Here is a 19,404-nt window from a genome sequence, read left to right as displayed (position 1 = left end):
GGGATACGTTGCTGCGCCGAATATTGGTCTCGCTGCTACTGCTCGCCACCGGTGCCGTTTTCGGCCCGGTGCTTGTGGCGGCAGCGCAAAGCGCGATGGTCGAAAATACCGAACAGGCGCAGGCAAAGGAAGCACGGCAATTGCTCGACGCATATCGGTCCACGCTCGAGCCCATGCTGCTGCTATTATCAATCGTTATGCCCAGCCCGGCTGAGTGTGGCTATGACAAGCCGGACGAGTTACTCCCGAACGATCGCGCCGGGGAAACAGCGTGGAGCAACTACATGAGCCTCGATATTTGGCGAGGCGAACAGATCGATGACCGCTATCTGGAAAGCGTGGCAGAATATCTCGACGCACGGACCACAACGTTCGAAGCAGCGTTCCTCCGTCGCTGCATAGAATCGACTGTTTTCGCGTCGGTCTGTGCGAACGAAGTGAAAGCGCTCATCGATGGAAAACAGCGCTCGGCAAAGACTCACGCACCTCCTGAGCGGACTTTTGAAAGTCCTACCGAAGATCGGATCATTTGCACGTTTCTCGATGGAATCGCGGCACAGAAGGGAATTCCGCTGGCAGAACGCTAAAGTCAGCAGAGGCCGCTCTTACTGAGTCTGCAAGCGCAGCACCCGGCGCGACTACCCCTCCACCATGCTGCGCATGGTCCCCCTCCCCCTCCGGGGGAGGAACTTCGATCTATTCCTCCCCCGGAGGGGGAGGGGGACCGCCGCAGGCGGTGGAGGGGTATCGGCGGCTCGCGGTGTCGGTGATGTAGCGCATCACCGCATCGAGATCGTTCAGCACCTCCCGCGCTGGGATACGGAGTACGCAAATGCCTTGCGCCTTCAGCCAATCGTCGCGAGCGGCATCGCGTCGGGGATTGTTTCCACGATCATGCGCCTCGCCGTCGATTTCAACCGCCAGACGCGCGGCGGGGCAAAAGAAATCAAGGACATAGCGCCCCGCCGGGTGCTGGCGACGGAAGCGGAGGCCAGCCGGGCGTTTGCGCAATTCGCGCCAGAGCAGCCCCTCGGGCAGCGTCATTTCGCGGCGGAGTTTCGCCGCCCGGCGCTGCGTCGGTTTCGGGCCGTGAAGCATGAAGGAAGTCTACCAGTTCCTCCCCTCGCAGGGGAGGGGGACCAGCCGCAGGCTGGTGGGGGGGGTAGCTAGCCGCGAGCGCCGCGTTTGCGGCCAATACCCCTCCACCACCGCTTCGCGGCGGTCCCCCGCCCCCGCCGGGGGAGTAATTTCAGGGCCTCCCCAAGCGCCCCACACCCTGCTAACGGCGCTCCCCATGCTGAACTTGCAGGACATCACCGTTCGCCTGGGCGGGCGCACGATCATTGACGGTGCGAGCGCCGCGCTGCCGCCGCGTTCGCGCGTGGGGCTGATCGGGCGCAACGGGGCGGGCAAGTCGACGCTGGTCAAGGTGATCTCGGGCGATCTTGAGGCAGATACCGGCGCCGTCGAAATGCCCAAGGCGACCAAGCTCGGCTATGTCGCGCAGGAGGCGCCCGCCGGGTCCGCGACGCCGTTCGAGACGGTGCTCGCCGCCGACGAAGAGCGCGACGCGCTGATGGCCGAGAGCGAGACGGCGACCGATCCCGAGCGCATCGCCGATATTCACGAGCGACTGAACGCGATCCAGGCGCATTCGGCACCGGCGCGCGCCTCGCGCATCCTCAACGGGCTGGGGTTCGACGAAGAGGCGCAGCATCGCGCGCTGGAGAGCTTTTCGGGCGGCTGGCGGATGCGCGTGGCGCTCGCCGCGTTGCTGTTTTCGGCGCCCGATGTGCTGCTGCTCGACGAACCGTCGAACCATCTCGATCTGGAAGCGGTGCTGTGGCTCGAGGATTTCCTCAAATCCTATCCGGCGACGATCCTGCTGGTCAGCCATGAGCGCGACTTCCTCAACAATGTCTGCGATCACATGCTGCACCTGGAGCGCGGCAAGCTGACGCTCTATCCCGGCGGCTATGACGCGTTCGAAAAGCAACGCGCCGAGCGGCTGGCGCAGCTGGCCGCCGCCAAGGCCAAGCAGGACGCCGAGCGCGCCAAGCTGCAGGATTATGTCGCGCGCAATTCGGCGCGTGCGTCGACCGCCAAACAGGCGCAGAGCCGCGCCAAGGCGCTGGCCAAGATGCAGCCGATCGCGGCAGTGGTCGAAGATCCGACGCTGAGCTTCGCCTTCCCCGATCCCGACGAATTGCGCCCGCCGCTGATCACGCTCGACATGGCGAGCGTGGGCTATGGCGAGAAGACGGTGTTGCAGCGGCTCAATCTGCGGATCGATCCCGACGATCGCGTCGCGCTGCTCGGGCGGAACGGCAACGGCAAGACGACGCTCGCCCGGCTGCTCGCGGCGCAATTGAAGCCGATGGACGGCGACATGAATGCGTCGGGCAAGATGCGCGTCGGCTATTTCACGCAGTATCAGGTCGAGGAACTGCGCAGCGGCGATACCCCGCTCGATCACCTGCAGGCGCTGATGCCCGATGTGAAGCCCGCCGCGGTGCGCGCGCAGCTCGGGCGGTTCGGCTTTGCCGGGGACAAGGCGCTGACGCAGGTCGGCAAGCTTTCGGGCGGCGAGCGCGCGCGGCTGGCACTGGCGCTGATCACGCGCGACGCGCCGCACATGCTGATCCTCGACGAACCGACCAACCATCTCGACGTCGATGCGCGCGAGGCGCTGATCCAGGCGCTCAACGCCTATTCGGGCGCGGTGCTGATCGTCAGCCATGATCGCCACATGATCGAAATGACCGCCGACCGGCTGGTGCTCGTCCATGACGGCACGGCGGCCGAATATGACGGATCGATGGACGATTACATCGCCTTCGTGCTGGCCAAGGAAGCGCCGGGCGAAGGCAAGTCGACCAGCAAGCTGAGCAAGAAGGACGCGCGCAAGGCCGCCGCCGACGCGCGCGAAAAGAGCAAGGCGCTGCGCAAGGCGGCGCAGGAAGCGGAGAAGGCACTCGAAAAGCTCAACGCCCAGCGCACCGCGATCGACCGCGCGATGGCAGAGCCCGACAAGGCCGATCCGGCGCTGGCCAGGCTGACCATGACGGATCTCATGAAACGCCGCGCCGATGTGGTCGAGAAGATCGAGGCGGCGGAGCTGACCTGGGTGGAAGCGAGCGAGGCGCTGGAGGGCGAAGCGGCGTAGCGGCGCTCAGATCGCGATTTCCTTCCAGACGAGAAATTCGGGAAGCGGCCGGCCAGAGCCATAGGCCACCATCGCATCCAACGTGTGAGCGAGCGCAAATATCTCGCCTGCCGCTCCCGGTGAATCCGCGCGCCAAGCGCGCAACAGCGGAGCTTCCCGTCCTTCGCGCATTTCCACACGATATCCACCGCCGTGCGGAATTGTCTGGAAAAAGTGGTCGTCGTCACGAGACAGGATCACGAAATCGCCGCGCAACAGACCATTGTAGACGTCCTCCCCGTTGCACGGGCCGCCATGCGCAACGCCTCCTATATCGAGCCGCAGCGATTCATCGAAAGCCGTGGACGACATCATCCGCCGCAATTTCGCCGAAGAATCCGTGATCGCGTCCTGAACGAAGCGAACCAAAGGTGCCGCATCTTTACGATGCCGGTGATGGTACCAGAGCATCCAGGGAAGCCCCGCACCGAAAAGGAGAAAGATCGTCAGATATCCCAGCGGCGTGAAATACTGCCCCGAGCGATGCGCCATGGTCACGGTCCAAGCCATTACCGGGATCAACAGGATGAACGCGATCATGCCGTTGAGATCGGACCCCGCCCGGCCCACAACACGAACCGTTTCCCGGTCGCGTCGTATCATGCCGATCAGGATGGGGCCGTGACGATCAAAGGCGCTGAGCCACAGGCACAGAAACGGGCCGACGGTCCAGCCTCGCGGGCCGACGGCCATGTCGAACCAGCCGCGCCGCTTCTTGCGAATCGCGGATCGCGCCTGGTCCGGCGTCAGCCGGGACGCGATCGCAAACCGATAGCCGAATGGCTGAAACGCCACAGCGCCGCTCCCCTTTTCACCGATCCGCGCGCGCGTCTAACAGCAGCCCGCGCCGATGGCGGGAACTTGCGCCAGCGACATGACTTCTGTCCAGCATGACCAAATCCACCGCCTCGCCCGGCACTATCTCGAGCCCGGACCCGTGGTCCTCATTTCCTCGCGATACGGTGGCACCGTCAATGTCATGACCTGCGGCTGGCATCAGATGCTGGGATGGTCGCGCATGAGTTGCCTGATCTCCCCGGCAAACCATAGCCACGCGATGATCCGGGAGAGCGGCGTCGCGGTGATCAACGTGCCCGCCGCCGACATGCTCGATACGCTGGTCGACATCGGCAATTGTTCGGGCGCGGATACCGACAAGTTCGCGCGCTTCGGGCTGGAGCGTGAAACGGCGCAAGTCGACGCACCGGGGATCGCGCAATGCTGGGCGCAGCTCGATTGCCGGATCACCGATCCCGCGCTGATCGAGCGCTATGATCTGTTCGTCTTCGATGTGGTCGCGATCCGCGCGGTGCCCGGCGAGCGGCCGCAGACCGCGCATTATCTGGGCGACGGGGAATTTCTGCTGTCGGGCCGGACCGTCAGCAAGCGCGAACGGTTCCGGCCCGAAATGCTGCTCTGAAACGGACGGGGTTTTCAGGCGGGCTGCTTCGCCTTCGCCAGCACCGCGTCGATATCCGCCGCGCTGTGGCGTTCGGGAAGCAGCGCCGGATTTTCGTCGGTCGGGTTGCGATTGACGATGCGGCCGCGCCGCACGCCTTCGCGCGCGCCGACCTGCTCGGTCCAGCGGAGCAGGTTCTTGTATTCGTGCGCCGACAGGAACCGCGCCGCATCGCCATATGCGTCGCCGCGCGCGACCGTGCCGTACCAGGGCCAGATGGCGATATCGGCGATGGTGAATTCGTCGCCCGCGATATATTCATGCTTGCCGAGCTGGGTGTCGAGGACGTGGAACTGGCGCTTCACTTCCATCGCATAGCGATCGATGGCGTATTCGATCTTGAACGGCGCATAGTGATAGAAATGGCCGAAGCCGCCGCCGAGGAACGGGCCGGCGCCCATCTGCCACATCAGCCAGCTCATCACCGTCGCGCGCTTTTCGGGATCGGTGGGCAGAAAGGCCCCGAATTTCTCAGCGAGATGGACGAGGATCGCGCCGCTTTCGAAGATGTTGAACGGCTCGGCGCCCGAACGATCGACCAAGGCGGGGATCTTCGAATTGGGATTGATGTCGACGAAACCGCTGCCGAACTGGTCGCCTTCGCCGATATTGATCAGCCAGGCGTCATATTCGGCACCCGAATGGCCCGCAGCGAGCAGTTCCTCGAACAAGATCGAGGCTTTCTGCCCGTTGGGCGTGCCGAGCGAATAGAGCTGGAAGGGATGATCGCCGACCGGCAGTTCCTTGTCGTGCGTCGCGCCGGAGACCGGGCGGTTGATATTGGCGAACTGGCCGCCGTTTCCGGGATTCCATTCCCAGACCCTGGGCGGGACATAGCCCGGGGGTTGATTGTTCGCGGGATCGCTGTCGGCCATTATGCTTACTCCGGTTGCGCTGTGCACGCGATGTAGGGAATCGTTCCCGGCTCGCCAGCGCCCGCGCGATAGTTTCGCTTTGCCATCGGCAAGCCACCGGACGGGTGTGCGCTATGGTCAAGCCCTGCGCCGCGCGCTAGCCTTGCTGCGCCCGCTGCGCATCGAAAGTAAGATAGCATGGTCTTTCAAAGTTTTGCCCTTGCGTTGCTTTCGTTTTCGCAGCTGGCCGTGCAGGACCTGTGGGCTCCGGTTCCTGCCGGTTGGGTGGCGGACGGCGAAAAGACTGATGCCTTGGGTCGCACGCGGACGCTGACCATCGAAGGCGCGCCGCACGATGAATTACGCAGCGAAATCAAGGAAATGCACCTTCCCAGCATCGGCCTTTTCCTGACGCCCGAAGACATGATCGACGCGGCCGAAGAGCGACTACAGAAGGATTGTGCCAAGCCGACGCGAACGATGCTTGCCGATGGTGGCGAAGACGGGCCGCTGATCGCCAAGATCACGTGCCGGGATATCGCAGGCACCGGCATCCCGCTGTTCCTCTATCTCTCCGTCGAACGCGAATCGGGCGCGCTGCACAGCCTGCAGGTCATTTACATGCACGTCCCCGACGCCGCGGAGGATGCATTCGCGCGGACCTATCTGGGCGTTTCTGAATAGGGCGCAGCGCGGCGGCCTTATGGGGTGGCGGCCGCCGCGACCCAGGCCGATTCGACGCGGATCAAGCGCAGGGCAAGCCGCGCTTCCCCGCCCGGCGGCGCCGGCAGCAGGCGCACGATCCCGGTGACCCGCGCATGCGCCATGCCGTTGCCTCTGCCGATATGGGCATCGAGCAGCTTCCGAAGCGCAGGCCCGTTCGCATATAGCGTGATCGGCGCCGCGCCCGGGCAATCGCTCTGACGCGCTTCGATGCTGTCGTGCACCCCCGCCTGTATGATCGAAATATCGAGAGTCAGGTGTTCGCCGTCCATAGCGCCATAATCGTCGCGACGAATGCACGGCGCATGCTCGCCAGGCGTCGCGCCGTAGAGCAGGATACCGACGAGTGTTGCGATCATCGCAAGCTCACGCGCCCGCCCGCATGCCGCTCCAGCCGCCCGGCAAGCTCCAGTTCGAGCAGCACCGTCTGCACCACGGCAGGCATCAGCTCCGACTGGCGGATGAGTTCATCGACCGCCACCGGCACCGGGCCGAGCAGGTCGGTGAGGCGCGCGCGATCGCCGTCGCTCGCATCCTGCGGCGGCGGCCCCGCATAGCCCGCGCCGGGCGCGCGCACCGCGCGCATGTCGATCGGGCGGATCGCTTCGAGAATATCCTCTACATTCTGGATCAGCGTCGCGCCGTCGCGGATCAGCAGATTGCAGCCCTGCGCGCGCGGGTCGAGCGGGCTGCCGGGGACAGCCATCACTTCGCGCCCCGCCTCGGCGGCGATGCGCGCGGTGATCAGGCTGCCCGAGCGCGGCGCCGCCTCGACCACCACCGTGCCGAGCGACAGCCCGGCGATGATGCGATTGCGCGAGGGAAAGAAGCGCGCGAGCGGCTCGGTTCCGGGCGGCTGTTCGGCGAGCAGCAGCGCTTCGGTCGCGACGCGTTCCTGCAGCTCGGCATTTTCGGGCGGAAAGGCGATGTCGATGCCGCTGGCGATCACGCCGATCGTGGCGCCGGGCAGCGCGCCGACATGGCTGGCGGTATCAACGCCGCGCGCAAGGCCGGACACGACCGTCACACCCTCCGCCGCCAGCCCCTGCGCGATCTGACGCGCGAAGCGGCAGGCGGCGGCCGAGGCATTGCGCGCGCCGACCATCGCCACGCAGGTCCGCTGCGCGAGCGACAAGTCGCCGCGCACGATCAGCGCCGGTGGCGCGCTTTCCAGTTCGGCAAGCAGCGGCGGATAGTCGGGATCGTCGAGGAAGCAATAGCGTGCGCGCAGCCTTTCGACGGCTGCGATCTCGCGCCGGACCTTCGATTCGTCGGCGATACGCGGTTTGCCGCCGCCTCCGCGCGCGGCGAGCATCGGCAGCGCTTCGAGCGCAGACTGCGCGTCGCCGAACCGGGCGATCAACTGCCGCCAGGTGACCGGGCCGACATTGGCGCTGCGCAACAGCCGAAGCTGCGCGAACAGCGCCGCCTCGCCACTCACTTGCGCGAGCCCACCCTGGGTTCGGTGCCGGCAAGCAGGCGATCGATATTGGTGCGGTGTTTCCACAAGACGATCAGCGCGAGCGCCAGCAGCGGCAGGACATAGTCGAACTGACCGAAAAAAGCCGCGCTGACCGGCGCGGAAATCGCCGCCGCCATGCCCGAGAGCGAGGAAATGCGCAGACCCGCAAGCAGCGCGAGCCAGACCACTGCATAGACGAGACCACAGGGCCAGTGGAGCGCGAGTACGATACCCATGAGCGTCGCAACGCCCTTGCCGCCGCGAAAGCGCAGCCACACCGGATAACAATGGCCGACAAAGGCGCCCGCCGCTGCAAACACTTCATTGCCGGGAAACGCCAGCGAGACGAGGAAAACGGCGAGCCAGCCCTTGAGCAGGTCGAGCAGCAGCGTAGCCGCCGCCAGTCCCTTGCGCCCCGTGCGAAGCACATTGGTCGCGCCGATATTGCCCGAGCCGATCTGGCGCAAATCGCCGGCACCGGCAGCGCGTGTAATCAGCACGCCAAAGGGAATCGAACCCAGAAAATAGCCCAGCACCAATGCGGCAACCGGCCCGAGCCAGAGCAATTCGCCGTTCAAGGATCCCCCCTCCTGCTTGCCAGCAAGCTAGGCGCTCCCCTAAGCCGGTGCAATAACAGGCGACCTTCAAAAAAGTCCGCAATGCCAGATACCCGCCCCCTGCTGTTCTTCGATTCCGGTGTCGGAGGGCTTTCGATCCTTGCGCCGACCCGCGCGCTGCTGCCGCATGCGCCGGTCGTCTATGCCGCGGACAATGCCGGCTATCCCTACGGCACCCGCAGCGAGGCCGAGATCGCCGCGCGGGTTCCCGCATTGCTCGGCCGGCTGGTCGAACGCTATCGGCCCCGCCTCATCGTAATGGCATGCAACACGGCTTCCACTATCGCGCTACCCGCGGTGCGCACCGCGCTCGACCTGCCGATCGTCGGCACGGTCCCGGCGATCAAGCCGGCCGCCGCGATGACGAAAACCGGCACGATCGGCGTGCTTGGAACAGCGGCGACCGTGCGTCAGCCCTATGTCGACGATCTTGCCGCACGATTCGCGGCCGGGTGCACGGTGCTGCGTCACGGATCGGCCGAGCTGGTCGACCTTGCCGAAGCTTCATTGCGCGGCACGCCGCCGCCGCCCGAACGCCTACGCGCGGTGCTGGCGGGGCTTTTCGATCAGCCGGGTGGGGAAGCCATCGACGTGATCGTCAATGCCTGCACCCATTTCCCGCTGGTCGCGGCGGAAATGGCGGCAGTGGCACCGTGTCCGGTGCAGTTCATCGATGGCGGTGAAGGAATTGCGCGGCGAGTCGCCTATCTGACCGAGGGGCAGCAATGGCCCGATACGGTCATCCCCGGTCGCGCGGTCTTTACCGCGCGACAGGACGCGCACGACACCGCAAGCCTGCTCCCCGCCCTCGCGAGAAACGGCCTGTCGGAAATCGAAACGCTGTAACGCGCCCGGCTGCGCGCGCCGGCCCGGTCAGGGCCGGGCGGCAATCGGAATGGCCGGAGGCGAAGCCTGTTCGGCAAGCGAGACATAGCGATCCGCCATCTCCAGATGGAGGCGGCGAACCGACTCGTCACGCGTCCGCTCGGCGGTTTCGCGTTCCTGACGTTCGCGTCTGCGATAATATTCTTGGTCTGCGGCTCTCATGTGGGCTCCTAATACAGCCCAAGCGGGAGCACTCTTGGTCTCTCAGTCGCGAACAGTGCCTGGTTGTGTGCGAGTCGTTCGCGATGATTACGCTTATATCACGAACTACCCCCGCGTCCCAAGCGCGACCGGGACTTTGCGATTATTTTCCAATAATTTGATACACATTAATCGACTATGAGGCGTGCCGGAAACGCCGCCTGAAGCAACCGGATGCGGGGGATTACGCATTGCGGCGAGGCGCGGGAAGGCGCTCTTGGCGCTCGGGTCCCGCACCGCGCCGATCGGCCCGTTGCCACACAGGCGCAGCGGGCGCCGGCCCGGGCGGGGACTAAGGGATTCAACCTTCTGGTATTTCGTTGCCGATGACGTTACGGGGTTTTCGAATGAGCACCAACGAACAAGCGCCCGCCGCGGTGGACTATTCGAAAGTCTTCACCAGCGCGATCGACCGGCTGCATGCCGAAGGGCGCTATCGCGTGTTCATCGATATCCTGCGCAACAAGGGCAAGTTCCCCAATGCGCGCTGCTTCGCGGGCCATAACGGCCCCAAGCCGATCACCGTCTGGTGCTCGAACGACTATCTGGCGATGGGCCAGCACCCCGCCGTTATCGGCGCGATGGAAGAGGCGCTGCACGATGTCGGCGCCGGTTCGGGTGGCACGCGCAATATCGGCGGCAACACCCATTATCATATCGATCTGGAGCATGAACTCGCCGATCTTCACGGCAAGCAGGGCGCTTTGCTCTTCACATCCGGCTATGTGTCGAACGAAGCGACTCTGTCGACGATGGCGAAGATCCTGCCGGGCTGCATCATCTATTCGGACGAGCTCAATCACGCCTCGATGATCGCGGGCATCCGCCATTCGGGCTGCGTCAAGCGCGTCTTCCGCCACAATGATCTCGCGCATCTCGAGGAGCTGCTCGCGGCCGACGATCCCGCTTTGCCCAAGCTGATCGCGTTCGAAAGCGTCTATTCGATGGACGGCGACGTCGCTCCGATCCACGCGATCTGCGATCTGGCCGACAAGTATAACGCGCTCACCTATCTCGACGAGGTTCACGCGGTCGGCATGTACGGCGCGCGCGGCGGCGGGATTTCGGAGCGCGACGAGGCAGCACACCGGCTGACGATCATCGAAGGCACGCTGGGCAAGGCATTCGGCGTGATGGGCGGCTATATCGCCGCCGACAGGCAGATCATCGACGTGATCCGCAGCTATGCCCCGGGCTTCATCTTCACCACCTCGCTCTCGCCGGTGCTCGTTTCGGGCGCGCTGGCGAGCGTGCGGCATCTGAAGGCCTCGAGCGAAGAGCGCGACGCCCAGCAGGCGGCTGCCGCCAGGCTCAAGGCGATGATGCGCGAAGCCGGCCTGCCGGTGATGGACACGACCACGCACATCGTGCCGCTGATGGTCGGCGATCCGGTGAAGGCCAAGAAGATCAGCGACATCCTGCTCGCCGAGTACGGCGTGTACGTCCAGCCGATCAATTACCCCACCGTGCCGCGCGGCACCGAGCGGCTGCGCTTCACGCCGGGACCGGCGCATGATGAAGCGATGATGGCCGAACTGGTCGCGGCGCTGAGCGAAATCTGGGGCCGGCTCGAGCTGGAACTCAAAAAGGCGGCGTGAGCTAACGTCTGTTAGTTGCTCGATTGCCCCTCACTAAACCCCTTCAACATTCAACTGCCACTGAGGAGGTTGCAGCAATGTGGGGACGAAAGAAAAAGAGCAGCCTTCGAGAAAAGCTCCCGTTCAAAACGGCTAAAGGCTTCTTTGAATACCAGTGCAAATATGGCGGGACGAGGCTAGAAGAAGGCCTCGGCATCGTAGCTTTGGTGCTAGATGCCCGCAAGGAATTTGGAACGAGCGTCGCAGTGAAGCGGGAGGAGAACGGATGCCAGCTGGCAGCGTTACGCGTTGCAGCTGAAGACGGTGGCTTCATCACATTTGCCCTGACTGCTTCCCAAAGAGGCGAGAACCTGAGACCCGATGACATAGTTATTTGGGTTCCGGGTGATTATTTGCCAGCAATAGCTCAACAATTTGACGATGAACGCTGCGGCTGGGTTGGATTAATAGTAGCTAAAATTGCTCCCGAGATGCCAGTTCAAGCGGGAGTGCCTTGGACCATTCTGTCCGAGTACTCTTAGCCACCATTCGAAAAGGGGACCTCCCCCTCCGGGGGAGGAATGTGTATGGGGCTCCTTTCCCAAAACACCGGAAGGCGCCTTGACCAACTCCAACGACAACTCCGATCAGCCCGACACCCCCTGGACCTTCGCCACCGGCGAGCGCGAGGGGATTCCGATGCTGCTGCGCGTCCTCGCCGATCCGCCGACCGAGGCAATGCAGGCCGAGCTGCCGACGCTCGTGCTGATCCAGTGGCCGTTCGAGAGCGAGGACGGGCGGATGCCCGAGGAACATGAGCTGGCGCAGATGGTCGCGTTCGAGGAAGCGCTGGTCGACGGGATGGACATGGGCGGCTGGGGTGTGTGCGTCGCGGTCCTCACCTTTGGCGGAACGCGCGAATGGCGCTGCTTCACGCCCGATGCCGAACGGTTTCAGGAAGGCATCAACGAGGCGCTTGTCGGCCAGCCGGTCTATCCGCTCAAATTCGCGGTGTTCGACGATCCCGCCTGGATGGCGTTGCGCGAAGTTCAGGACGCGATCGCCTGAACCGCGTGATCATGCCTTGGTAAGCGTCGCCCGCCAGGTATAGCCGCGCCAGAGCGCGCGGAAGTCCATCGCCATGTCGTGCTCTTCCGCCACGCGCTTGAGCACCGCCGGCAATTCGCGGCGGGGATAGACGTGGAAGTCGTTGAGCGACTTGAAGTGCAGCTTCTTCGCGAGCTTCGGCAGTCGCTCATATTGGCCGAAATCGACGATGTGGAGGCTGCCGCCCGGTGCCAGTTGCTCGGCGGCGCGCTCGATCGCTTCCTGCCAGGGCGGGATCATCGAGATGGTGTAGCTCATGAAGATGCGATCGACCTTGTCGAGGCCGAAGAGCTGCGACACGTCAAACGTTCCGGCATCGGCCTGCGCCAGCATCATCTTGTCGCTCAGGCCCCGTTTGGCGAGCGAGCTGCGCGCCTGGGTGAGCATCGCGTCGCTGATGTCAAAGCCGTAGAAGCGCGCATCGGGCCAGCGTTTCGCCGCGACGATCAGATTGCGCGCGGTGCCGCAGCCGACTTCGAGCACCGACCCGCCCTTGGGCACATCGAGCTCGCGAATCAGCGTGTCGCGGCCGAGCAGGTAGAATTTGCGGGTGAAGTCGTAGAAATGCCGATGGAGCCCATAGGTGGAATCCATCAGCTTCTTCTGTTCGGACGGGTTCCCCGTCTCGGCCCCGGCGCTCATGCGTGCGGCTTCAGCGTCCAGAGATGGATCGCGCCGTAGACCGAGCTGCGGTCGCGCTTCACCCAGTCGTCGAGCTTGTCCTGCGGCGCATATTCCCACTGCGCCATGATCTCCTCGGGGATATGCCCCTTCACCACATCGGGCACGGCGGCGGTGCGATAGAGGACGCGCGCGCCGGGCTTTGCGGTGCGGGTGATCGCCGACCAGAGGCGCGTGAGCTGCGCGTCGGTCATCCAGTCCTGCGCGTCGAGCAGGATATAACGGTCCATCGACTGGGCCGGCATGTTTTCAAGATATTCCGACATGTTCTGATGGCGGATTTCGAGCCGGTCGGCGCGTGCCTTCACTGTCTCCCAGTTCTGGCGCTGGAGATAGGGGGGCAGCGGCGCATCGGGGGTGCGGCCATAGCCGCGGCCGAATGCCTGCCAGGCGAAATAATTGTCCTGGATCGGAAAATCGCAGGCGAGCTTGCGCAGGCGGCTGCGCAGCGCGCCGGTAATGCCTTCGCGATCGTCAGCCTTGAGCAAGTCATATTGCGCCGGCGGAATGCCGAGGCCGAACAGCGATGCGGGCTGATCGATCATCCAGCGCAGCAGCTTCTTGTCGAAGAAGGGCGAGAATTTCGTGTCGAAAATCTCGCGCTGTTCTTCCATCGAACGCGCCTTGAGGATTTCGGTCGGATCGATCTTGTAGCGATGCGCCAGCCAGTGGACGAAGGCAATCAGCCGGCCGAGCAGCCCGTAATGATAGAAGCCGCGCTTGAACGCCGTGATCCGGCGATGGCCGTTGGGGCCGCGATGTTCCCAATAGGCGCGCGAGGTTTCGTCGAGATGCGGACGGATATGCTCGTAATAAAGCTGGACGTTGCCGGGATGGTCGGCAAGGCCGAACAGCTGATGAAAGCTGTCATAATCGGGCAGGTGGAGCGCCGCCTGCTGCTTCATCTTGTTGAGCGCGATATGCGCCGGATTGAGATCGACCGCAGTCACCTTGCGCGGGTTCGCGGTCAGATAGGACTGCGCGTTGCACCCGCCCGAGGCGATGGTGACGAGATGATGGTCGGGGCCGAGTTCGAGCGCCTCCATGTCGACCACGGGATCTTCCCAGATCTGGGCATAGACGAGACCGCGGAACGCAAAGGTGAAGGCGCGTTCGAGCAGCCCTTCCTTCGAGAGATGTTCGTGGCGGTGCACCGCATCGCTCACGGCGCCGTTTTTCGGCGACTTGGCAACTGATCGCATGTCTGACTCCCGGAGGGGCTCGCACGGGCGGCCCCCGGAGGGGGCCATCCCATATATTTGCGCGCAGACTTGTGCGATGGCGCCGCTGAAATCAATCCCTTGATACCGCTTCCGCGCCCCGCGTGCGCGGCCACCGGTGCGCAAATGCCCCGTTTCGACGCAACCGCGCCCCGCACCGCACAAACCGCCCTGGCGGCAGATCGGGTGTGGCAATGGCGGGCGCGAACGCCTAAGTAGCGGCCATTCCAGAACCGAGATTGTCGGGAGCGCGCAGCCTTCATGCGAATCGCCATTGCCGCGGATCATGCCGCTTATGAGTTGAAAGCCGTCCTTGCCGACTGGCTGCGCGAGCATGATCATGACGTAGTCGATCTGGGCACCAACGGCCCGGACAGCGTCGACTATCCCGACTTCGGCTACAAGCTGGCGCAGGCGATCGCGAACGGCGAAGCCGATTTCGGAGTGGCACTGTGCGGCTCGGGCCTCGGCATTTCGATGGCGGTGAACCGCAACCCGGCCTGCCGCTGCGCGCTGGTTTCCGAGCCGCTTTCGGCGGCGCTGGCGCGCCAGCATAACGACGCCAACGTCATCGCGATGGGCGCGCGCATCACCGGCAGCGACATGGCGATCGCCTGTCTCGACACCTTCCTCGCCACCAGTTTCGCCGGCGGCCGCCATCAGCGCCGCGTCGACAAGCTGAGCGCCCCCCAATTCGAAAGGACCAACGCATGAGCACGAGCGCACTTGCGGATGTAAAGCCCGCCGGTTTCTTCACCACCGGCCTGGCCGACAGCGATCCCGAAATCTTCGCCGGCGTCGCGCACGAACTCGACCGCGAACAGCACCAGATCGAGCTGATCGCTTCGGAAAACATCGTTTCCAAGGCAGTGCTCGAAGCGCAGGGCAGCGTCTTCACCAACAAATATGCCGAAGGCTATCCGGGCAGGCGCTATTATCAGGGCTGCCACCCCTCGGACGAAGTCGAGACGCTGGCGATCGAGCGCGCCAAGAAGCTGTTCGGCTGCAATTTCGCGAACGTCCAGCCGCATTCGGGCGCGCAGGCGAACGGCGCGGTCATGCTGGCGCTGACCAAGCCGGGCGACACGATCATGGGCCTCAGCCTCGATGCGGGCGGCCATCTGACGCACGGTTCCAAGGCGGCGATGAGCGGCAAGTGGTTCAACGCCGTGCAATATGGCGTCGACCCCGAAACCCATCTGATCGATTTCGATCAGGTCGAACGGCTGGCCAGGGAGCACAGCCCGAAACTGATCATCGCGGGCGGTTCGGCCTATCCGCGCCAGATCGATTTCGCCAGGTTCCGCGCGATCGCAGACGAAGTCGGCGCGCTGTTCATGGTCGATATGGCGCATTTCGCGGGCATCGTCGCCGGCGGACTGCACCCCAGCCCGTTCGATCATGCCCATGTCGTGACGACCACAACGCACAAGACGCTGCGCGGCCCCCGCGGTGGCATGGTGATGACCAATGACGAGGCGATCGCCAAGAAGATCAACTCGGCGGTATTCCCCGGCCTGCAGGGCGGCCCGCTGATGCATGTGATCGCGGCCAAGGCAGTGGCGTTCGGCGAGGCGCTTCGCCCCGAGTATAAGGATTACATCGCGGCGGTGGTGGAAAACGCCAAGGTGCTGGCAGAAACGCTGGCCGAACGCGGCTGCAATCTGGTCTCGGGCGGTACCGACACGCATGTCGCGCTGGTCGATCTGACGCCGCTGGGTGTCACCGGCAAGGACGCCGACGAAGCGCTCGAACGCTCCGCGATCACCTGTAACAAGAACGGCATTCCCAACGATCCGCTGCCGCCGATGAAGACAAGCGGCATCCGCGTGGGTTCGCCCGCCGGCACGACGCGCGGCTTCGGTGCGGAGGAATTCCGCGAGATCGGCCACCTGGTCGCCGATGTGCTCGACGGGCTGCGCGAAAAGGGCGAGGCCGGCGATCCGCAGGTCGAAGCCGATGTGCGCGAGCGCGTTCGCAAGCTGTGCGCGCGCTTCCCGATCTACCCGGATGCGTGACTAGGACCACCAAGACCCGTTCGGTTCGAGCAGCTTCGCGCGAAGTCGCGAAGCGTCCGTCGAGAACCGGTTCTCGACAAGCTCGAACCCAACGGTATGGAATTGAAGAACGATGCGCTGCCCATTCTGCGCCCATGAAGACAGCCAGGTGAAGGACAGCCGTCCGACCGAGGACGGCAATGCGATCCGGCGTCGCCGCCAGTGCGAGGCATGCGCCGCGCGCTTCACCACGTTCGAGCGGATCCAGCTGCGCGATCTTACGATCGTGAAGTCCGAGGACCGGCGCGAGCCGTTCGAGCGCGACAAGCTGATGCGCTCGGTGGCGATCGCCTGCCGCAAGCGCCCGATCGCGCCGACTGCGATCGAGAAGCTCGTTTCGGGCATCCAGCGCCAGCTCGAAACGCAGGGCGATCCCGAAATCCCCGCGCAACGGATCGGCGAAATGGTGATGGAAGGCCTCAAAGGCCTCGATTCAGTCGCCTATATCCGCTTCGCCAGCGTCTATAAGGATTTCCGCGAGGCGCGCGATTTCGAGGAATTTGCCGGGACGGTAAATGAGGTGGGGAAAGGGTGAGCGCGACTGCCCCCTCCCACCCGTTCGATTCGAGCAGCTTCGAGCCTGTCGAGAAGCGTCGGTCGAGAACCCCGGAAACCCGCTGATGTTCTGGGTCTATATCCTCCGCTGCTCGGATGGCAGCTATTACACAGGCCATACCGAAGATCTTGATCAGCGTATGGCCCAGCACCATGCTGGCGCCTTTCCGGGATACACCAGCGAGCGTCGGCCGGTGGAACTGGTCTTCAGCGAATATTTCCAGACGCGTGACGAGGCATTGAACCGCGAGCGCCAGATCAAGGATTGGTCGGTGAAGAAGAAGGAGGCGCTGATCCGGGGCGATTGGGAAGGTGTATCCAGCGCTGCGCGTTCTCGACAGCGCGTCTCGACTTCGCTCGACGCGCGCTCGAACCAAACGGGAGGGGAAGACAATAGCACCCCTCCCCCCGCCATCGTCCTCGTTCGTCCGCAGCTCGGCGAGAATATCGGGAAGACGGCGCGGGCGATGCTGAATTTCGGGCTGACCGAAATGCGGCTCGTTTCCCCGCGCGATGGCTGGCCCAATCCCTCTGCCGGGCCTGCGGCGAGCGGCGCGGACATCGTCCTCGAGAAGGCGCGCATCTTTGAAAGCGTCGCCGATGCCGTCGCCGACTGCACGCATGTCTATGCCACGACGGTGCGCAAGCGCGGCGTCACCAAGCCGGTGGTGAAACCCGACGAGGCCGCCCAGGCGATCCATGCCGCGCCGGGCAAGTCCGCCATCCTGTTCGGTCCCGAACGCTCGGGGCTGGAGACCGACGACGTCGCCGTCGCTGGAACGATCGTCACCGTGCCGATCAATGCCGAATTCGGATCGCTCAATCTGGCGCAGGCAGTGATCCTCGTCGCCTATGAATGGTCGAAACAAGCCGATCTGGTGCAGCCGACGCTGGAGGACCATGATCCACCCGCACCGCAGGGCGAGCTCGACGGGATGATCGCGCATCTCGATGCGATGCTCGAAGCCAGTGGCTTCTATCATCCGCCCGAACGCACGCCCGCCACCCGACGCACGCTGCGCACGCTGCTGACAAAGCCCGGCTGGTCGAGCCAGGAACTCAAGACCCTGCGCGGCGTCCTCTCCGCGCTGGAGGGCAAGAAACAGCGCCGCAGTTGACTTTTCGCGCGGCGCCGCGTACCCGCGCGCCTTCGCAATCGGCCCCGCACCCCGGTGAAGCGGCGGCCCTGCATTTCCAACATATCGGAATCGCAGGCGAAACCGGGATCGCGATCAGGCGGGAATCACACCCTCCGGGTCAACGTTGTTGGCAATTGTAAGGAATTCAGAATGTCGAAGCGCTCCAGCGCCAAGTACAAGCTCGACCGCCGGATGGGCGAAAACATCTGGGGTCGCCCGAAGAGCCCGGTCAACAAGCGCGAATACGGCCCCGGCCAGCACGGTCAGCGCCGCAAGGGCAAGATGTCGGACTTCGGCATCCAGCTGCGCGCCAAGCAGAAGCTCAAGGGCTATTACGGCGACGTCACCGAAAAGCAGTTCAAGCGCGCCTATGAAGACGCGTCGAAGATGAAGGGCGATACCGGCCAGAACCTGATCGGCCTGCTCGAACAGCGTCTCGACATGATCGTCTATCGCGCCAAGTTCGCGCCGACCATCTTCGCCGCGCGCCAGCTGGTCAATCACGGCCATGTCCGCGTCAACGGCGGCAAGTGCAACATCCCGTCGCGCCGCATCAAGCCGGGCGAGGAAATCAGCCTGTCGGGCAAGGCGCAGGAAATGGCGCTGGTGCTCGAGGCGCAGGCACTCGCCGAGCGCGACATCCCCGAATATGTCGCGATGGACGGCGCGTCGAAGGCGACCTTCACGCGCGTCCCGACGCTCGACGAAGTGCCCTATCCGGTGAAGATGGAACCGAATCTGGTCGTCGAATTCTATTCGCGCTGATCCGGGCTTCTCAGCCGAAACGAAACGGGGCGGTCCTTGCGGGCCGCCCTTTTTCGTTGGACCGGGCGATCGCATCTGTTCGGCCCGGCCGATTGCGATGCAGCATGGGACAGGAAAAGGTTAACGCAGCGCTGGACGTGCGCCCCTTGCGCGTTATGCACTGGAGTCGGATTCGGATCGCGAAGGGGGAAATCGCGCAATGACGCTGTTGGGACCGAAGGGGCAGGAACTGCTCTATGAAGGCGCACCGCCGTTTCTGACGGTCAATTTCGCGATCATCGCGGGTGCCGTGCTGATCGGCATCGTCATCCTGCTGCTGATCGCGCGCGCGATCGGCGTCGCCGCGCGGCGCCGCCGCGAGGAACAGGAAGCGCTCGACGCTTATTACGCCGCGCAGGAAACGCTCGAGGCACCGCCGGAGCCGGAGCCCACGCCTGCGCCGGAGCCGGCCCCTGAGCCGGAGCCCGCTCCGGCACCCGAAGCGGCGCCATCGGCCCCCGCCGACTCGGCTCCCGAAACCGAGGAAGTGCCCGTCCCCGCCGAACCGGCGCCCGAGCCTGTTGCCGAAGCGCCCGTCGAACCCGCGCCCGAACCGGAACCCGAGGCTCCCGCAGCTCACGAGGCTCCTGCGGTTCCCGCTGCTGCGGAGCTGCCCGCCGACGATCTGACGCGCATGAAGGGAGTCGGCCCCCGGCTGGAGGAGAAGCTCAAGTCGCTCGGCATCAAGCGGTTCGGCCAGATCGCCAATCTCTCGCCCGAGGACGCCGCCGCGCTCGACGCGCAGCTCGGCGATTTCCAGGGGCGGATGGCGCGCGATCGCTGGATCGATCAGGCGCGACTGCTCGCCAATGGTGACATCGCCGCCTATGAGGCGCAATTCGGAAAACTCTGAAATCG

General features: G+C 64.4%; 23 protein-coding genes. 14 read left to right on the top strand and 9 right to left on the bottom strand.

Going from position 1 to position 19,404, the window contains the following annotated elements:
- The first annotated feature begins 8 nt into the window (after positions 1–8).
- On the top strand, positions 9–587 hold the full coding sequence (locus G5C33_RS03540; protein WP_165325948.1) for a hypothetical protein: 579 nt from the start codon (positions 9–11) through the stop codon (positions 585–587).
- Positions 588–696: 109 nt separating this feature from the next.
- Here G5C33_RS03540 and G5C33_RS03535 read toward each other — a convergent pair whose 3' ends face one another.
- Positions 697–1,098, bottom strand: coding sequence for an endonuclease domain-containing protein (locus tag G5C33_RS03535; protein ID WP_165325947.1), 402 nt, complete (start codon positions 1,096–1,098; stop codon positions 697–699).
- Between the two features lie 196 nt (positions 1,099–1,294).
- Between G5C33_RS03535 and G5C33_RS03530 the strand changes: the two genes are divergently transcribed.
- Positions 1,295–3,166 (top strand): ABC-F family ATP-binding cassette domain-containing protein, encoded by a 1,872-nt coding sequence (locus tag G5C33_RS03530; RefSeq protein ID WP_165325946.1) that lies wholly within the window; start codon positions 1,295–1,297, stop codon positions 3,164–3,166.
- 6 nt (positions 3,167–3,172) lie between these two features.
- Here G5C33_RS03530 and G5C33_RS03525 read toward each other — a convergent pair whose 3' ends face one another.
- The gene (locus G5C33_RS03525) at positions 3,173–3,898 is read right to left on the bottom strand and encodes a hypothetical protein (protein ID WP_165325945.1); all 726 of its coding nucleotides are present in this window, start codon (positions 3,896–3,898) and stop codon (positions 3,173–3,175) included.
- A gap of 181 nt (positions 3,899–4,079) precedes the next feature.
- Between G5C33_RS03525 and G5C33_RS03520 the strand changes: the two genes are divergently transcribed.
- Positions 4,080–4,625, top strand: coding sequence for a flavin reductase family protein (locus tag G5C33_RS03520; protein WP_165325944.1), 546 nt, complete (start codon positions 4,080–4,082; stop codon positions 4,623–4,625).
- A 14-nt stretch (positions 4,626–4,639) separates the two neighbouring features.
- Here the strand turns inward: G5C33_RS03520 and yghU are convergent, their stop codons facing one another.
- Positions 4,640–5,539 carry a glutathione-dependent disulfide-bond oxidoreductase gene (gene yghU / locus G5C33_RS03515; RefSeq protein ID WP_165325943.1) on the bottom strand — a complete coding sequence of 300 codons (900 nt, stop codon included), beginning with the start codon at positions 5,537–5,539 and terminating at the stop codon, positions 4,640–4,642.
- A 177-nt stretch (positions 5,540–5,716) separates the two neighbouring features.
- Here yghU and G5C33_RS03510 point away from each other — a divergent pair, with 177 nt between their 5' ends.
- A complete protein-coding gene (locus G5C33_RS03510; RefSeq protein WP_165325942.1) occupies positions 5,717–6,202 on the top strand; it encodes a hypothetical protein in 486 nt (161 codons plus the stop codon).
- A gap of 17 nt (positions 6,203–6,219) precedes the next feature.
- Here the strand turns inward: G5C33_RS03510 and G5C33_RS03505 are convergent, their stop codons facing one another.
- Genes G5C33_RS03505 through plsY form a run of 3 tightly spaced genes read right to left on the bottom strand, consistent with a single transcriptional unit; the run spans position 6,220 to position 8,281 of the window.
- Complete coding sequence (locus tag G5C33_RS03505; protein ID WP_165325941.1) at positions 6,220–6,600, bottom strand: hypothetical protein; 381 nt, start codon at positions 6,598–6,600, stop codon at positions 6,220–6,222.
- The gene (gene dprA, locus G5C33_RS03500) at positions 6,597–7,682 is read right to left on the bottom strand and encodes a DNA-processing protein DprA (RefSeq protein ID WP_165325940.1); all 1,086 of its coding nucleotides are present in this window, start codon (positions 7,680–7,682) and stop codon (positions 6,597–6,599) included. The genes G5C33_RS03505 and dprA overlap by 4 nt, the downstream gene beginning before the upstream one ends.
- Positions 7,679–8,281: a glycerol-3-phosphate 1-O-acyltransferase PlsY gene (gene plsY / locus G5C33_RS03495; RefSeq protein WP_165325939.1), complete on the bottom strand. Its 603-nt coding sequence runs from the start codon at positions 8,279–8,281 to the stop codon at positions 7,679–7,681. Before plsY ends, dprA begins: the two co-directional genes overlap by 4 nt.
- Before the next feature lie 81 nt (positions 8,282–8,362).
- Between plsY and murI the strand changes: the two genes are divergently transcribed.
- Complete coding sequence (gene murI / locus G5C33_RS03490; RefSeq protein ID WP_165325938.1) at positions 8,363–9,166, top strand: glutamate racemase; 804 nt, start codon at positions 8,363–8,365, stop codon at positions 9,164–9,166.
- Between the two features lie 27 nt (positions 9,167–9,193).
- Here the strand turns inward: murI and G5C33_RS03485 are convergent, their stop codons facing one another.
- On the bottom strand, positions 9,194–9,367 hold the full coding sequence (locus G5C33_RS03485) for a hypothetical protein (protein WP_165325937.1): 174 nt from the start codon (positions 9,365–9,367) through the stop codon (positions 9,194–9,196).
- Positions 9,368–9,753: 386 nt separating this feature from the next.
- On the opposite strand from G5C33_RS03485, the gene hemA reads away from it, so the two are divergent.
- The 3 genes from hemA to G5C33_RS03470 all read left to right on the top strand — a co-directional run bounded on the left by hemA (position 9,754) and on the right by G5C33_RS03470 (position 12,051).
- Positions 9,754–11,004, top strand: a complete 1,251-nt coding sequence (gene hemA / locus G5C33_RS03480; RefSeq protein WP_407698062.1) for a 5-aminolevulinate synthase — start codon at positions 9,754–9,756, stop codon at positions 11,002–11,004.
- 77 nt (positions 11,005–11,081) lie between these two features.
- Complete coding sequence (locus G5C33_RS03475; protein WP_165325936.1) at positions 11,082–11,525, top strand: hypothetical protein; 444 nt, start codon at positions 11,082–11,084, stop codon at positions 11,523–11,525.
- Between the two features lie 79 nt (positions 11,526–11,604).
- The gene (locus tag G5C33_RS03470; protein WP_165325935.1) at positions 11,605–12,051 is read left to right on the top strand and encodes a DUF695 domain-containing protein; all 447 of its coding nucleotides are present in this window, start codon (positions 11,605–11,607) and stop codon (positions 12,049–12,051) included.
- 9 nt (positions 12,052–12,060) lie between these two features.
- Here the strand turns inward: G5C33_RS03470 and G5C33_RS03465 are convergent, their stop codons facing one another.
- A complete protein-coding gene (locus tag G5C33_RS03465) occupies positions 12,061–12,732 on the bottom strand; it encodes a class I SAM-dependent methyltransferase (protein WP_165325934.1) in 672 nt (223 codons plus the stop codon).
- Entirely contained in the window at positions 12,729–13,973 is a 1,245-nt protein-coding gene (locus G5C33_RS03460; RefSeq protein WP_165325933.1) for a DUF3419 family protein, read from the bottom strand. The genes G5C33_RS03465 and G5C33_RS03460 overlap by 4 nt, the downstream gene beginning before the upstream one ends.
- Positions 13,974–14,252: 279 nt before the next feature.
- Between G5C33_RS03460 and rpiB the strand changes: the two genes are divergently transcribed.
- From rpiB to G5C33_RS03430, 6 genes are all read left to right on the top strand, one after another.
- The gene (gene rpiB, locus G5C33_RS03455) at positions 14,253–14,705 is read left to right on the top strand and encodes a ribose 5-phosphate isomerase B (protein ID WP_165325932.1); all 453 of its coding nucleotides are present in this window, start codon (positions 14,253–14,255) and stop codon (positions 14,703–14,705) included.
- Complete coding sequence (glyA, locus tag G5C33_RS03450; RefSeq protein WP_165325931.1) at positions 14,702–16,009, top strand: serine hydroxymethyltransferase; 1,308 nt, start codon at positions 14,702–14,704, stop codon at positions 16,007–16,009. Before rpiB ends, glyA begins: the two co-directional genes overlap by 4 nt.
- A gap of 112 nt (positions 16,010–16,121) precedes the next feature.
- Complete coding sequence (gene nrdR, locus G5C33_RS03445; RefSeq protein ID WP_165325930.1) at positions 16,122–16,583, top strand: transcriptional regulator NrdR; 462 nt, start codon at positions 16,122–16,124, stop codon at positions 16,581–16,583.
- Between the two features lie 82 nt (positions 16,584–16,665).
- Positions 16,666–17,721, top strand: a complete 1,056-nt coding sequence (locus G5C33_RS03440; protein ID WP_165328691.1) for a TrmH family RNA methyltransferase — start codon at positions 16,666–16,668, stop codon at positions 17,719–17,721.
- Positions 17,722–17,892: 171 nt separating this feature from the next.
- Positions 17,893–18,507, top strand: coding sequence for a 30S ribosomal protein S4 (gene rpsD, locus G5C33_RS03435; protein WP_165325929.1), 615 nt, complete (start codon positions 17,893–17,895; stop codon positions 18,505–18,507).
- A 199-nt stretch (positions 18,508–18,706) separates the two neighbouring features.
- The gene (locus tag G5C33_RS03430) at positions 18,707–19,399 is read left to right on the top strand and encodes a hypothetical protein (RefSeq protein WP_165325928.1); all 693 of its coding nucleotides are present in this window, start codon (positions 18,707–18,709) and stop codon (positions 19,397–19,399) included.
- The last annotated feature ends 5 nt before the right edge of the window (positions 19,400–19,404 follow it).

It is taken from the genome of Sphingosinithalassobacter tenebrarum, assembly GCF_011057975.1.
Classification (GTDB): Bacteria; Pseudomonadota; Alphaproteobacteria; order Sphingomonadales; family Sphingomonadaceae; genus Sphingomonas; species Sphingomonas tenebrarum.
This window is presented reverse-complemented; position numbering and strand designations above follow the sequence as displayed.

What these genes read in the sequence shown, in the direction of transcription:
- G5C33_RS03505 (WP_165325941.1), bottom strand. Translation starts at nt 6,600, where the DNA reads ATGATCGCAACACTCGTCGGTATCCTGCTCTACGGCGCGACGCCTGGC.
- hemA (WP_407698062.1), top strand. Translation starts at nt 9,754, where the DNA reads ATGAGCACCAACGAACAAGCGCCCGCCGCGGTGGACTATTCGAAAGTC.
- G5C33_RS03520 (WP_165325944.1), top strand. Translation starts at nt 4,080, where the DNA reads ATGACTTCTGTCCAGCATGACCAAATCCACCGCCTCGCCCGGCACTAT.
- murI (WP_165325938.1), top strand. Translation starts at nt 8,363, where the DNA reads ATGCCAGATACCCGCCCCCTGCTGTTCTTCGATTCCGGTGTCGGAGGG.
- G5C33_RS03530 (WP_165325946.1), top strand. Translation starts at nt 1,295, where the DNA reads ATGCTGAACTTGCAGGACATCACCGTTCGCCTGGGCGGGCGCACGATC.
- rpsD (WP_165325929.1), top strand. Translation starts at nt 17,893, where the DNA reads ATGTCGAAGCGCTCCAGCGCCAAGTACAAGCTCGACCGCCGGATGGGC.
- G5C33_RS03535 (WP_165325947.1), bottom strand. Translation starts at nt 1,098, where the DNA reads ATGCTTCACGGCCCGAAACCGACGCAGCGCCGGGCGGCGAAACTCCGC.
- rpiB (WP_165325932.1), top strand. Translation starts at nt 14,253, where the DNA reads ATGCGAATCGCCATTGCCGCGGATCATGCCGCTTATGAGTTGAAAGCC.
- G5C33_RS03525 (WP_165325945.1), bottom strand. Translation starts at nt 3,898, where the DNA reads ATGGCCGTCGGCCCGCGAGGCTGGACCGTCGGCCCGTTTCTGTGCCTG.
- G5C33_RS03465 (WP_165325934.1), bottom strand. Translation starts at nt 12,732, where the DNA reads ATGAGCGCCGGGGCCGAGACGGGGAACCCGTCCGAACAGAAGAAGCTG.
- G5C33_RS03430 (WP_165325928.1), top strand. Translation starts at nt 18,707, where the DNA reads ATGACGCTGTTGGGACCGAAGGGGCAGGAACTGCTCTATGAAGGCGCA.
- G5C33_RS03510 (WP_165325942.1), top strand. Translation starts at nt 5,717, where the DNA reads ATGGTCTTTCAAAGTTTTGCCCTTGCGTTGCTTTCGTTTTCGCAGCTG.
- glyA (WP_165325931.1), top strand. Translation starts at nt 14,702, where the DNA reads ATGAGCACGAGCGCACTTGCGGATGTAAAGCCCGCCGGTTTCTTCACC.
- G5C33_RS03475 (WP_165325936.1), top strand. Translation starts at nt 11,082, where the DNA reads ATGTGGGGACGAAAGAAAAAGAGCAGCCTTCGAGAAAAGCTCCCGTTC.
- G5C33_RS03460 (WP_165325933.1), bottom strand. Translation starts at nt 13,973, where the DNA reads ATGCGATCAGTTGCCAAGTCGCCGAAAAACGGCGCCGTGAGCGATGCG.
- yghU (WP_165325943.1), bottom strand. Translation starts at nt 5,539, where the DNA reads ATGGCCGACAGCGATCCCGCGAACAATCAACCCCCGGGCTATGTCCCG.
- nrdR (WP_165325930.1), top strand. Translation starts at nt 16,122, where the DNA reads ATGCGCTGCCCATTCTGCGCCCATGAAGACAGCCAGGTGAAGGACAGC.
- G5C33_RS03485 (WP_165325937.1), bottom strand. Translation starts at nt 9,367, where the DNA reads ATGAGAGCCGCAGACCAAGAATATTATCGCAGACGCGAACGTCAGGAA.